Origin of the sequence: Streptomyces flaveus, from assembly GCF_014647675.1 — a bacterium.
Classification (GTDB): domain Bacteria; phylum Actinomycetota; class Actinomycetes; order Streptomycetales; family Streptomycetaceae; genus Streptomyces; species Streptomyces flaveus.
Map to the genome: position 1 here is coordinate 49,366 of NZ_BMPQ01000008.1, position 13,245 is coordinate 62,610.

A 13,245-nucleotide genomic window follows, 5' to 3' on the forward strand; every position below is an offset into this window, starting at 1 on the left:
GCCATGAGCGAACGCAGAAGCTGGAACGAGCTGCGGGACGAAACCCTTGCCTCGCCGGAGGCTCGGGAGGCTTACGACGCTGCCAGAATCCGTTTCGAGCTGGGCTCGGCCGTGCGGGAGCGCCGAGAGGCCCTGGCGATGACGCAGGCGCAGCTCGCGCAGCGGGCCGGGCTGCAGCAGCCTGCGGTCGCCCGGTTCGAGGCGGGAGGCACCATGCCGACGCTGCCTTTGCTCGAACGCCTCGCCATGGCGCTCGGCCTGCGCCTGCGCGTCGGTTTCGAGCCGCTCGACCGCACGAGCTGAATCCTGTCCTCAGGCTGAATGCCCTCCGGGCTCAGGCGAGAGCCACCTTCGTCCCCGGCCTCCTCCGGATCACCAACGCCATCAGCGCCGCCACCGCGCACAGTGCCCCCGAGGCGTACCAGACCACGTCGTACGAGCCGAAGGTGTCGCGGGCGAAGCCGCCGAGGAAGGCGACGAGGGCGGCGCCCACCTGGTGGGAAGCCAGGACCCAGCCGAAGACGATCGCGCTGTCGTCGCCGTACTGCTCGCGGCACAGAGCGAGGGTCGGCGGGACGGTGGCCACCCAGTCGAGGCCGTAGAAGACGATGAAGAAGACCATCGGGAGCTGCACCGAGGGCGCCAGCAGCATCGGCAGGAACAGCAGCGATACGCCGCGCAGGGCGTAGTAGACGGCCAGCAGCCGCCGCGGCTCGAAGCGGTCCGTGAACCAGCCGGAGGCGATCGTGCCGACGACGTCGAAGATCCCGATGACCGCGAGCAGCGAAGCCGCCGCCGTGATCGGCATGCCGTGGTCGTGGGCGGCGGGCACGAAGTGCGTCTGGATCAGGCCGTTCGTCGAGGCGCCGCAGATCGCGAAGGTGCCGGCCAGCAGCCAGAAGGGGCCGGTGCGGGCCGCAGAGAAGAGGACGTTCACCGTGCGGCGGGCGGCGCCGGGCACGGGCGGCGGCTTCTCCACGAACTCCGGTGATCCGTACGGCTTCAGCCCCACGTCCGCCGGATGGTCCCGCAGCAGCAGCCATACGAAGGGGACGACGGCGAGGGCCGCCAGTGCCACCGTCACGGCGGCGGGACGCCAGTCGTGCTCCGAGATGATCCAGGACAGCAGCGGCAGGAAGATCAACTGACCTGACGCCGAGGCCGCCGTGAGGATGCCCGTCACCAGTCCGCGCCGCTCGGTGAACCACCGGTTCGTGACCGTCGCCGCGAACGCCAGCGCCATCGAGCCCGACCCCAGCCCGACCAGCAGACCCCAGCACAGCATCAGCTGCCACGCCGCCGTCATCCACACGGTCGCGCCCGAGCCGATCGCGATCACCAGCAGCGCGACCGCGACCACCCGGCGGATCCCGAAGCGGTCCATCAGCGCGGCGGCGAACGGCGCGGTGAGCCCGTACAACGCGAGATTGACGGACACCGCGAGCCCGATCGTGCCGCGCGACCAGTGGAACTCCTGATGCAGAGGATCGATGAGCAGGCCCGGCAGGGAGCGGAAGGCCGCGGCGCCGAGGATCGTCACGAAGGTGACGGCGGCGACGAACCACGCGCGGTGCACGCGCGTGCGGCGCCGTTTTCTCGCCCCCTCGGACTGCCTCTCGGACGTCCTCGCGGAGTCCTGGACTGCTGAATCTTCCGTCGTCTCAGTCACGTCATAGAGCTTCTGTGCTGCGATGACCGCGATCGAGTGGCCCGAAAGACAGCATTCGTTAGGATCGGGCCATGAGTGGTTCTCAGGCTCGGCACCGCGTCGTCGTCCTCGCCCTGGACGGACTCCTCCCCTTCGAACTGGGCATCGCGCAGCGGATCTTCGGCCGCGCGAGGACCGCCGAGGAGCGGCAGCTGTACGAGGTCGTCACCTGCTCGATCCGGCCACCCGGCCCGGTCGAGACGGACGCCGACTTCGCCGTGCTCGTCGAGAACGGTCCCGAGGCGCTGGCCACGGCCGACACCGTCGTGATCCCCGCCTCGTACGAACTCGGCCCGGTCTTCGAGGAAGGCGTACTCACCGACGAACTGGCCGCCGCCCTCGGCCACATCCGCCCCGGCACCCGCCTCGTCTCCATCTGCACCGGCGGATACGTCCTCGCGGCCGCCGGATACCTCGACGGCCGCCCGGCGACCACGCACTGGTTCCACGCCGAGCACTTCCAGCGGCTCTTCCCGAAGATCAAGGTCGACGCGGACGTGCTCTTCGTCGACGACGGGGACGTCCTCACCTCCGCCGGAGTCGCGGCCGGGATCGACCTGTGCATCCATCTCGTACGGCGCGATCACGGCACCGCCGTCGCCAACGACGTGGCCCGCCGCACCGTCGTACCGCCGCACCGTGACGGCGGACAGGCGCAGTACATCCAGCGGCCGGTGCCCGAGCCGCAGATGGCGACCACGACCGCCGCCCGCGCCTGGGCGCTGGCCCGCCTCCATGAACCGATCCAGCTGCGGGACATGGCCGAGCAGGAGTCCATGTCCGTACGCACCTTCACGCGCCGTTTCCGCGAGGAGGCCGGCGTCAGCCCCGGCCAGTGGCTCACCCAGCAGCGCGTCGAACGCGCCCGCCACCTCCTGGAGTCCACCGACCTCTCCATCGACCAGGTGGCCCGCGACGCCGGCTTCGGCACGGCCCAGTCGATGCGGCAGCACCTCCAGGCGGCGCTAGGAATCACTCCGACCGCGTATCGGCGGACGTTCCGCTCCTGGAGCGGCCACGACCAGGCCGTCGGCAGAGGAGGCGCGTGAGGCGGTCCCGTACGACGGTGTCACCGGCCGGGTGGCGATTCCGGCACTGGGGGCTGTGGTGTCGACGGCGATGCTGTCGTGTCTGCATGGGGCGGAGCGGCGGGCGCTGTTCGCGCACGAGCGGACCCGTCTGGCCGGAGGAAGCCGGCCGCCAGGACACCCGCCTGCTCTGTGGCCCCCGTCTCACCGCAACCGAACTCGCCTGCCTCGACCGGCTGGCATCAGACGCTGAGTGCGGTGCGCAAGGTGGTTGCCATCAGGTCGATGGCTGCTTTCCCCTCCGGTACCGGGCCGATGTGGGTGAAGTAGTGATCGACTCCCTCGAAGACACGGTGGGTGACCTGAACGCCGGCGGCCTCCAGAGCCTTGGCGTAGGCGTCGCCCTCGTCGCGCAGGCGGTCGTTCTCCGCGGTGATGACCAGGGCGGGAGGGAGCCCGGCGAGGTCATCGGCCAGTGCGGGCGAGACGAGGGGGTTGGCACGGTCGGCGGGGTCGGGGACGTAGGCGGCCGTGAAGACCCGCATGATCTGGGGGGTGAGCAGCGGCTTGGCGATGAGGGACTGCTTGGTGGCCGGGTCGGCGAGTTGGTCGAGCGCTGCGGAGTCGATGATCTGGAGCCGGGGCGAGAAGGTGCCGCGGTCTCGGGCCATGCGGCAGACCGCGGCCGTCAGGTTGGCCCCGGCGCTGTGTCCGCCCACGGCAAGGCGCGAGCCGTCCCAGTCGTGGGCAGGGCCGTTCTCGGCGACCCACGCGGTGACGTCGTACGCCTGGGTGACGGGCACGGGGAAGGGCCGCTGCGGGGCGACGGCATAGTCCACGTTGATCACGACACAGCCGGCCGTGGCGGCTATGTAACGGCAGATGTGGTCGTCCTGCTCCGGGCGGCCGACCACGAACCCGCCGCCGTGGAAGTTGACGTACACGGGGGCGGGAGTTCCGGTGTCGGCCGACGGGCGGTAGACCGTGCAGGGCACCGGGCCGGCACCGGTCTCCACCAGGAGGGCTTCGGTGCGCTTCGGGATGTCCGTGAAGCGCAGGTCCTTGTGGACGCGCGACATCATCCGGCCGAGCAGCAGTTGGATCCCTCTGGCCTGGATTCTGGGGCTCAATGGCATGCCTCGGCCACCCTTCGATGCAACTTTAAAACAACAGGATTCCTGATAATGGGCGCTCGCTCTTCTTCGCGCAATAGGCAGGTAGGAGCCGTCCTTCACCAGCCGGACGACACGCTCATCCGGCGCCGCGTGGAAAGCTCCACGTCCGTCCGACTTGCGTCGCCGGACGCTGGAAGTTTCGAAGCGAAGGACGTCGGTCACCGAATGCAGGTTGGCCTGCAGCATGAGGTTGTCGGGGCCGCTGATCGCGGCGCAGTTACGCGTCTCCGGCAGCCGGATCAGGGCGTGTCCGAGGTCTGGCAGGTCCGCCGGTGCAACTCTGACACGGGCGCGGCACTCTGCCGGCCTACGCGACGGGAAGGACATCATGAAGCAGACGTTCGGCTCCTACCAGGACGAGATCTACCTCAACGGGCTGGCGGGGGTGCTGCCGTCCTTCCCGATGAGCCATGAGGAACTGGAGGCCAGGGCTCAAGCGGCGATGTCGCCCTCGGTGTGGTCGTACGTCGCCGGAGGCGCCGGGGACGAGCGGACTCAGCGGGCCAACGTCACGGCTTTCGACCGCTGGGGGCTCATCCCGAGGATGTTCGTCGGTGCTGCCGAGCGCGACCTGTCGGTGGAGCTCTTCGGAACGACGTGGCCGTCACCGGTGTTCATGGCCCCTGTCGGGGTCATCGGATTGTGCGCCCAGGACGGGCACGGTGACCTGGCCACCGCACGGGCCGCCGCCCGCACCGGAGTGCCCATGGTCGCCTCCATCCTTTCCGCCGACCCGATGGAACAGGTCACCCCCGAACTCGGCGACACACCTGGCTTCTTCCAGCTGTACACCCCTTCCGATCGGGACCTGGCGGAAAGCCTCGTCCGCAGGGCCGAGGCGGCCGGGTTCAAGGGCATCGTCGTCACCCTCGACACATGGGTGCCCGGCTGGCGTCCGCGCGATCTCGCCGGCGGCAACTTCCCCCAGCTGCGCGGGCACTGCCTGACGAACTACACCACCGACCCGGTCTTCCGGTCCCGGTTGTCCCGCACACCGGAGGAGGATCCCCAAGCGGCCGTCCTGCAGTGGGTCCAGGTCTTCGGCAACCCCCTCACCTGGGACGACCTGCCGTGGCTGCGCTCACTCACCGACCTGCCACTGATCGTCAAGGGCATCTGTCACCCCGAGGACACCCGGCGCGCCAAGGACGGCGGCGTGGACGGCATCTACTGCTCCAACCACGGCGGCCGGCAAGCCAACGGCGGCCTCCCCGCCCTTCAGGCACTACCCGCTGTCGTCGAGGCCGCCGACGGACTGCCGGTCCTGTTCGACTCCGGCATCCGCAGCGGGGCCGACATCGTCAAGGCCATCGCCCTCGGGGCCACCGCCGTCGGCATCGGCCGGCCCTACGCCTACGGCCTCGCCCTCGGCGGCACCGACGGCATCGTCCACGTGCTGCGCTCACTGCTCGCCGAAGCCGACCTGATCATGGCCGTCGACGGCTATCCCACCCTCGGCCACCTCACTCCGGAAGCCCTCCAGCGCGTCATGTGAGACGCCACAACGCGTTCGCCTCGAGGAACCACCGGCCCGAAGGTCACCGGGTGATGGCGGCTCGGCACCGGTGCGTCAGTGGTCCCCGGGCCTGGGCGGTCAGGCATGGACCTTCCGCAGCAGACGGGTCGGGAGCCGGGCCAGCAGGTACTCGACGACGGTCCAGGGCACTCGGGGCACTGTGGCGTGGACGGCGCCGGACTCGATGCGGTCCATGATCTTGCGGGCGCCCGTGCGGGTGTCGATGAGGAACGGTCGTTTGTCGCCCAGGGATTCGTTGATCGGGGTGTCGATGTAGCCGGGTGCGACCGTGGTCACGGTGATGCCGCTGTTCCACAGCTCGCCTCGGAGCGACTGAAGGTACCTCGTGAGCCCTGCCTTGGAGGCGCAGTACGGTGCCCCGCCCGGCAGGCCCGCCGCGGCCACGACGGAGGTGACGCCCACCACCTGCCCGCCGCCCTTGCTGCGGAAGTGTGCGACGGCCGCGTCGATGGTCGCCATCGCACCCAGCAGATTGACGTCGACCACCGCGCGGTGCGCCTCGAAGCGGCCCTCCCCGATGTTGCCCCAGTCGTCGGCCCCCGCGTTGGCGATGACCATTCCGAGTCCGCCGAATTGCCGGGCCGCGTCGTCGACCGCCCGCGCCACGGCCTCGTGCTCGGTCACGTCGAGAGCGGCCACGGTCACCGAACGCTGCGGGAACGCGGCGGTGAGCCGTGCCCGCAGTTCTTCCAGGACCTCGATTCTGCGCGCGGTGAGGTACACGTCGTAGCCGCGAGCGCACAGCTCGGCTGCCAGCGCCTTGCCGATGCCCGAGCTGGCACCGGTCAGGAACGCGGTTCTCGCGGGCAGCGGGGGCCGGCCCGGGTCGACGAAGGGCAGCTTCCCGAACAGGCGGCGCGCGGTGGGCAGTTCAGTGCCGTTCATCGGTCACCGTTCCTGTGATCCGCGAGCGTTTCACCGTACGTCCGCCTGGGGCGGGCCTGCAGCACAGCTCTTCTCGGATGGCTGTCATGCGCTGTCCTTCGTGGAGTGCCGGAGAGGGGGGTCCAACGATCCCGTCGTCATCATGACCACTCACCCGAAGTGTGTCAACACTGGTGACACCTATACTGACACCAGAGTTAGCACCACCGTTGACACCGATGGATCGGCAAGCCAGAGTGAGGGCGCCGGAGCTCGGCATGTCCATGCGATGAAGGAGTTCAGTAATGCGCATTGAAGCGGGTGGATGGCTGCTGGGAGCCGCCGCGGCGGGCGCCGGGGCGCTGTGGCTGTGGCGCCACCAGGACGAGGTGATGACCGGCCGCCCGGTCAATGAGTGGACATTCACTCACATGAATCTCCTCATGCCCACCGAAGACGTCCGCCGCGGCGGGGATGTGTTCCCCCTGCCCCGGCGACCGCGCCCCCTGGAAGTGACCTACGGCTTCGAGGGGCGGGAGTGGAGCCTTGCCGAACTGCACGCTCGAACGAACACCACCTCCTTCGTCGTGCTGCATGGTGGCGAGATCGTCCACGAGTCGTATCCGGGGTGCTTCGCCGGGGACGACGTACGGTTCCAGATGTTCTCGATAACCAAGTCGGTGACGTCGATGCTGGTCGGGATCGCCCTCGACGAGGGGGCGATCAAGGATGTGACCGAGCCGGTGACGGTGTACTGCAGGAGGCTGGTGGGCTCCGCCTTCGACGGGGTGACCATCGAGCAGCTGCTCGACATGAGCAGCGGGGTGGGTGACCTGGTGGAGGACCACACCGTTCGGGACAGCCTGATCAACCGGTTCGCCAAGGCCACTACAGGTGGCGGCTCACTGCACGATGTAGTGTCCTCGGCCAAGCGTTCGACCGAGGCCGGCACGCAGTTCAGCTACTCGACGATCGACACCCAGGTCCTGGGATGGGTGCTGGAGTCCGCCACCGGCCGCTCCCTCGCGCAGTACGCCACAGAGCGCCTCTGGAGCCGCATCGGCGCTGAGCACGACGCGTACTACTGGCTCACCCGGGGGCATCCGCGTACCGCGATCGCCGGTGGCTCGCTCAATGCCACCGCCCGCGACATGGCCCGGCTGGGGCTGCTGATGTCCCGTGGTGGAGAGCTGAACGGGCAGCGCATCCTGCCCGAGGAATGGGTGACGCGCAGCCGGGGACACAGGGTGCCGCACCTGGAGATCGGCGCGCTGGGCCCCAGCGGCTACCCGTATTACGGGTACAGCAACAAGTGGTGGACACTCGGCGGCGAGCGACGTCCGTTCACCGCGGTGGGGATCCACGGCCAGTACCTGTATGTGGACCCGGACGCCGACGTGGTGATCGTCAAGACCAGCGCGTGGCCGACGGCGGACGACCCCTCGCGTGACGCGGAGTCCGTCACGGCACTGCAGGCGGTGGCCGATCATCTGCAGGATGACCATCGTTGACAACGCCGTTGATAAAATGACGGCCATGACACGCGCGAAGACCAACTCGGCAGGAGCCACTTCCGCGCGGCGGAAGCAGCGTCAGGCGTCCTTCCTCACCGCAGATCTGATCCTGGACACCGCGATGGCCGTGATCGAGAGGGACGGTCCGGAGGCGCTCACCTTCCGTCGGCTGGGCACCGATCTGGGCGCCGACCACACAGCCGTCCTGCGGTATTTCCGCGGCAAGGACGACCTGCTGCTCGGCCTGGCCGCCCGGCTGGTCAGCGATGCCCTGCACGACTTCGCACCGTCGGACAGCTGGCGCGAGACCCTCGCGTCGCTCGCCCGACGGATCCGTGCCGCATGCCTGCGGCACCCGGGTGTGGCCGTCCTGGTCGCGGCCCGCACCTCGCGGCGCGAGCCGGAGTTCCAGGGCGCCGACGTGGTCATCGGCGCCCTGCTCGAGGCCGGCCTCCAGGGACGCGAAGCGGCCTCGTACTACCGGGTCCTGGCCGATACGGCACTCGCCGCCGGCGCCTTCGAGGCTTCCTTCAACGTGCTGGACAAGGGCGCTCAGGACGGCGACCGGCAGGCCTGGCGCCGCGAGTACCTGACGGCCTCGCCACAGCGGTACCCGAACCTGGCACAGGTCGCCCCCTATCTCGCGGAAATCGACGAAGAGGACCAGTTCGAGACCGCGATCGGCCTGTTCCTCGACGCCGTGGAGCTCCGCGCGCAGCGCGCCCGCGCAGCCCGCGCAGCCCGCGCAGAAGGAAGCGAACACACGGAGAACTGACGCCTCGTCGGGCAACAGAGCAATTGGCGAGACCGCGCAGGCGCCGGCGGAGTCTCTGCCGGCCTGGGAGGACGTGGCCGCCACCGACCTCGACTTCGCCGTGTGGACGGGCGAGGGGGGTCACCGGGCAGCCGCAGGGGCGCATCCGGCTGCGGCGGGGCAGTTCAGCCGCACGCGAGGGGTGACTCCCCCGCGAAGGTGACAGTTCGCGGCCGGAGTGTCACCTTCGCGCGAGGCAAGGCCCCTGCGGGAGGCATCGGGGGCTGCACCGTTGACCAGACCGCGCCGACCAGACCACGCAGCCCGGCCTCAAAAGGTCAACACCCCCCGCGCCACCCGCCCCGCCTCCGCGTCCGCCTTCGCCTTCTCGAAGTCCTCGACCGGATAGGTCGCCGTCACCAACTCGTCCAGCAGCAGGCGGCCTTCGCGGTACAGCTGGGCGTACAGGGCGATGTCCCGCTGCGGCCGCGAGGACCCGTACCGGCAGCCCAGGATCGACTTGTCCAGGTACATCGACGAGACGAGGAAGGACGCCTCCGCGGTCGCCGGGGGGACGCCCAGCAGGACCGCCTGGCCGTGGCGGTCGAGCAGGTCGATGGCCTGGCGGATGAGTTCGACTCGGCCCACGCACTCGAAGGCGTGGTCCGCGCCCGTCGGAAGGATGTCCCGGGTGCCCTCCGTCGACGTCAGGAAGTGTGTCGCGCCGAACTGCCTCGCCGTCGCCTCCTTCGCCGGGTTCGCGTCCACGGCGACGATCGTGGACGCGCCCGCGATCCGCGCCCCCTGGATGACGTTGAGTCCGATCCCACCCGTACCGATCACCACCACGCTGTCGCCGTGGTCCACGCGCGCGCGGTTCAGCACCGCGCCCACGCCCGTGAGCACCCCGCAGCCGATCAGCGCGGCGGAGGACAGCGGGATGTCCTCGGGGATGCGGACCGCCTGGACGGCCTTCACCAAGGTGCGTTCCGCGAAGGCCGAGTTGGACGCGAACTGGTACACCGGCCGGCCGTCCCGCGTGAACGGCTGCCCCGGTCGCCCGATCGCCTTGCGGCACATCGTCGGCCGCCCCCGGTCGCACTCCGCGCAGGCACCGCAGTTCGCGAGCGTGGAGAGCGACACATGGTCTCCGGTCCTGACATGCGTGACGCCCGCGCCCACCGCCTCGACCACCCCCGCGCCCTCATGCCCGAGCACCACGGGAACGGGGAACGGAATGGTCCCGTCCACCACCGAGAGATCGCTGTGGCACAGCCCCGCCGCCGAGATCGCCACCTGCACCTCGCCCGGCCCCACGTCCCGTATCTCCAGGTCATCCGCGACCTGGGCCTGCTTCCCGTCGAAGATCACGCCCCGCATGTGGCCACCTCAGCCCTTCGGTTCCCTCGGCAGGCCGAGCACCCGCTCGGCGATGATGGTGCGCTGGATCTCGTCCGAGCCGCCGTAGATGGTGTCGGCCCGGCTGAACAGAAACAGGTGTTGCAGGGCATCCAGTTCGTACGGTTCTGAAGGCGTCCAGTCCGTCGGCCCGACCGTCGCCTCGCCGCCCCGTACCTGCATCGCCAGCTCCCCGAGCCGCTGATGCCAGCGCCCCCACAGCAGCTTGGCGACACTGGGAGCCCCGGCGTCCGCAGAGGCCCCTGGCCCCCAACTGCCCAGAGTCCGCAACGCGTTCCATCGCATCGTCCGCAGCTCGGCCCACTGCCGCACCAGACGATCGCGTACGACGGGATCGTCCGCCGCGCCCGTAGAGACGGCCGTCTCCAGAACCCGCCCCAACTCCTGCGCGAACCCCACCTGCTGGGCCAGCGTCGAGACCCCCCGCTCAAAGCCGAGCAGCCCCATCGCGACCCGCCACCCCTGCCCCTCACCTCCTACAACGTGCTCCACGCGCGCGTGCGCCCCGTCGAAGAAGACCTCGTTGAACTCACTGGTCCCCGTCATCTGCCGGATCGGCCGCACCTCGATCCGCCCCGGCTGATCCATCGGAACCAGCAGAAAGCTCAGCCCGTGGTGCCGCCGCGACCCCGGCTCGGTGCGGGCCAGCACGAAGCACCAGTCCGCCTCGTGGGCGAGGGAGGTCCAGATCTTCTGGCCTGTCACCCGGTAGGAAGTCCCGTCGCGTACGGCCGTTGTACGTACGCCTGCGAGATCCGACCCCGCCCCCGGCTCGCTGTAGCCCTGGCACCACAGCTCCTCGCCCCGGGCGACCGGCGGCAGGAAACGGTCCTTCTGCTCCTGAGAACCATGCGCGAGGAGCGTCGGGGCCAGCAGGTTCTCCCCGATGTGGCCCGACCGGGCGGGGGCGCGGGAGCGGACGTACTCCTCGGCCCAGACGACCTGTTGGATGAGGCTCGCGGTGCGGTTCCCGTATCCGCCGGCGCCCCAGCCGAGCCCGATCCATCCGCCCCGCCCGAGCTCCCGCTCCCACTCACGCCGGGGCGGGTCGCCGACAAGGTGCGCACGAAGCCAGGCTCGTACGTCACTCCGGAAGGCCTCGTCCTCAGCGCCGAATCCGAACTCCATAGGTCCCCAACCCCTTGTGCGTTCTTATTCGTTCGGCCGCGCTTTCTCCGAAGCCGCCCGGGCCATCGCCTCCAACTGCTCCAGCATCGGCATCGGATCCACCCCCACCGTCCCCGGCAGAAAGTCCGCGATCCGCTCCGGAGTCCAGCCCGCGCCCTCCGCGTACGCCGCCCGCAGCTCCCTCGGCTGTGCCCACACCGCGATCTTGGGCCCGGCGATCGTGTAGACCTGCCCGGTGATCCCCTCGTCGCGGGCACGGGCCGACAGCAGGTAGACGACCAGTGCGGCAACGTCCTCGGGTTCGCCGATCTCCTTGAGTTCCATGGGTACGTTCGCCGACATCCGCGTACGGGCGACGGGTGCCACGGCGTTGGCGCTCACCCCGTACTTGTGCAGGCCGAGCGCGGCGCTCCGTACCAGCGAGATGATCCCGCCCTTCGCGGCGCTGTAGTTGGCCTGGGAGACGGACCCCTGGTGGTTGCCGCTGGTGAAGCCGATCAGCGTGCCCGAGCCCTGCTTGCGCATCACCGCCGAGGCCGCCCGGAAGACCGTGAACGTGCCCTTCAGGTGCGTGGCGAGGACCGGGTCCCACTCCTCCTCGGACATGTTGAACAGCATCCGTTCGCGCAGGATCCCGGCCACGCAGACAACGCCGTCGAGCCGCCCGTACGACGACAGCGCGGTGTCGACGACGCGCTGTCCGCCCGCCATCGTCGAGATGTCCTCGGCGACGGCGACCGCGTCACCTCCGGCCGCCAGGATCTCCTTCACCACGGCATCGGCGACGTCGCTGGTCGGTGAACCACCGTCGACGGAGACTCCGTAGTCGTTGACGACGACCCGCGCTCCCTCGGCGGCTGCCGCGAGCGCGACGGCGCGTCCGATGCCCCGCCCCGCTCCGGTCACGGCGACGACCTTGTCTGCCAAGAAGTTCCCCACACCGGCCCCTTCCCGTCCCAGAGTTTCTGACGGACCGTTAGATTCAGTTGATTCTACGACCCGTCAGATACCTGGAGACAAGCCCCGGGGAGGACCCATGTCACTGCCGGCCGAGTTCCATGAGATCGCCAAGCGCGTGAACAACTGGGGCCGTTGGGGCACCGACGACGAGATCGGCACACTGAACCTGATCACCGACGAGGTCGTACGCGAGGCCGCCGCGACCGTCCGCACCGGCCGCCGCGTCCCGCTCGCCCTCCCGCTCCAGCAGGACGGCGTGCAGACCGGGATGATCCCGGGGCGCGTCAATCCCCTGCATGCCATGGTGCAGATCAACCAGGAGATCTTCGGTCCGGGAACGGTGGCGTGCAGCGACGACGTCGTGACGATGGGGCTCCAGGCGGCGACCCACTGGGACGCGCTCACTCATGTCTCGCACTCGGGGAAGATCTACAACGGCCGTCCGGCCGACACCGTCACGGCCCACGCCGGCGCGGAGTTCAGTGGTATCGACAAGCCCCGGCACATCGCCTCGCGCGGCGTCCTGCTGGACGTGGCCCGCGCACGCGGGACGGATCGCCTGGCGGGCGATCACGCGGTGACACCGGAAGACCTGGAGACGGCCGAGGAGTTCGCGGGCATCCGTGTCCGCTCCGGTGACATCGTCCTCGTACGCACCGGACAGATCCAGCTCTGTCTGGCGGGCGACAAGCACGCGTACGCGTACCCCTCGCCCGGACTGTCCGTCCGCACTCCGGAGTGGTTCCATGCGCGCGATGTCGCGGCGGTCGCGAACGACACCCTCACCTTTGAGATGTTTCCGCCGGAAATAGACGGATTGTGGCTGCCGGTCCATGCCCTCGATCTCGTCGAGATGGGCATGCTTCAGGGCCAGAACTGGAACCTCGAAGAGTTGTCCACAGCCTGTGGACAAGAATCCCGCTATACGTTCCTGCTGTCGGCGATGCCCGAACCGTTCGCCGGCGGCACGGGAACCCCTGTGGCGCCGGTCGCCATCTTCTGAGTTCGCACTGATCGGCGGTTGCACTGATCCGATGTCGCGTTGATCGGCTGGCGGCGCGCTCCGCTGCCCCGAGCACGGCACTGCGCGCCGCCATCCGGCTCCGGCGCACCCACCCTGCCCCTCGGACGACCCCCGCCCGAGCGAGGACACCCCGT

General features: G+C 69.6%; 12 protein-coding genes. 6 read left to right on the forward strand and 6 right to left on the reverse strand.

What is annotated here, in order from left to right; translation table 11 throughout:
- Positions 1-3 precede the first annotated feature (3 nt).
- Positions 4-303, forward strand: a complete 300-nt coding sequence (locus IEZ21_RS18190; RefSeq protein ID WP_189322966.1) for a helix-turn-helix domain-containing protein — start codon at positions 4-6, stop codon at positions 301-303.
- A 31-nt stretch (positions 304-334) separates the two neighbouring features.
- Here the strand turns inward: IEZ21_RS18190 and IEZ21_RS18195 are convergent, their stop codons facing one another.
- Positions 335-1,669: an MFS transporter gene (locus IEZ21_RS18195; protein ID WP_189322967.1), complete on the reverse strand. Its 1,335-nt coding sequence runs from the start codon at positions 1,667-1,669 to the stop codon at positions 335-337.
- 71 nt (positions 1,670-1,740) lie between these two features.
- On the opposite strand from IEZ21_RS18195, the gene IEZ21_RS18200 reads away from it, so the two are divergent.
- On the forward strand, positions 1,741-2,757 hold the full coding sequence (locus IEZ21_RS18200) for a GlxA family transcriptional regulator (RefSeq protein WP_189322968.1): 1,017 nt from the start codon (positions 1,741-1,743) through the stop codon (positions 2,755-2,757).
- A gap of 221 nt (positions 2,758-2,978) precedes the next feature.
- Here IEZ21_RS18200 and IEZ21_RS18205 read toward each other — a convergent pair whose 3' ends face one another.
- The gene (locus tag IEZ21_RS18205) at positions 2,979-3,872 is read right to left on the reverse strand and encodes an alpha/beta hydrolase (protein WP_189322969.1); all 894 of its coding nucleotides are present in this window, start codon (positions 3,870-3,872) and stop codon (positions 2,979-2,981) included.
- A 367-nt stretch (positions 3,873-4,239) separates the two neighbouring features.
- Between IEZ21_RS18205 and IEZ21_RS18210 the strand changes: the two genes are divergently transcribed.
- A complete protein-coding gene (locus IEZ21_RS18210; protein WP_189322970.1) occupies positions 4,240-5,406 on the forward strand; it encodes an alpha-hydroxy-acid oxidizing protein in 1,167 nt (388 codons plus the stop codon).
- A 99-nt stretch (positions 5,407-5,505) separates the two neighbouring features.
- Here IEZ21_RS18210 and IEZ21_RS18215 read toward each other — a convergent pair whose 3' ends face one another.
- Complete coding sequence (locus IEZ21_RS18215; RefSeq protein WP_189322971.1) at positions 5,506-6,333, reverse strand: SDR family NAD(P)-dependent oxidoreductase; 828 nt, start codon at positions 6,331-6,333, stop codon at positions 5,506-5,508.
- A 284-nt stretch (positions 6,334-6,617) separates the two neighbouring features.
- On the opposite strand from IEZ21_RS18215, the gene IEZ21_RS18220 reads away from it, so the two are divergent.
- On the forward strand, positions 6,618-7,823 hold the full coding sequence (locus tag IEZ21_RS18220) for a serine hydrolase domain-containing protein (protein WP_189322972.1): 1,206 nt from the start codon (positions 6,618-6,620) through the stop codon (positions 7,821-7,823).
- A 25-nt stretch (positions 7,824-7,848) separates the two neighbouring features.
- Positions 7,849-8,601, forward strand: a complete 753-nt coding sequence (locus tag IEZ21_RS18225; protein ID WP_189322973.1) for a TetR/AcrR family transcriptional regulator — start codon at positions 7,849-7,851, stop codon at positions 8,599-8,601.
- Positions 8,602-8,910: 309 nt separating this feature from the next.
- On the opposite strand, the gene IEZ21_RS18230 is transcribed toward IEZ21_RS18225, so the two are convergent.
- From IEZ21_RS18230 to IEZ21_RS18240, 3 genes are read right to left on the reverse strand one after another with little or no spacing between them, the layout of a single operon-like run.
- On the reverse strand, positions 8,911-9,960 hold the full coding sequence (locus IEZ21_RS18230; RefSeq protein WP_189322974.1) for a Zn-dependent alcohol dehydrogenase: 1,050 nt from the start codon (positions 9,958-9,960) through the stop codon (positions 8,911-8,913).
- Between the two features lie 9 nt (positions 9,961-9,969).
- Complete coding sequence (locus tag IEZ21_RS18235; RefSeq protein WP_189322975.1) at positions 9,970-11,127, reverse strand: acyl-CoA dehydrogenase family protein; 1,158 nt, start codon at positions 11,125-11,127, stop codon at positions 9,970-9,972.
- 24 nt (positions 11,128-11,151) lie between these two features.
- Positions 11,152-12,066, reverse strand: coding sequence for an SDR family NAD(P)-dependent oxidoreductase (locus tag IEZ21_RS18240; RefSeq protein ID WP_189322976.1), 915 nt, complete (start codon positions 12,064-12,066; stop codon positions 11,152-11,154).
- Positions 12,067-12,163: 97 nt separating this feature from the next.
- Between IEZ21_RS18240 and IEZ21_RS18245 the strand changes: the two genes are divergently transcribed.
- Positions 12,164-13,090 (forward strand): cyclase family protein, encoded by a 927-nt coding sequence (locus tag IEZ21_RS18245; protein ID WP_189322977.1) that lies wholly within the window; start codon positions 12,164-12,166, stop codon positions 13,088-13,090.
- Positions 13,091-13,245 lie beyond the last annotated feature (155 nt).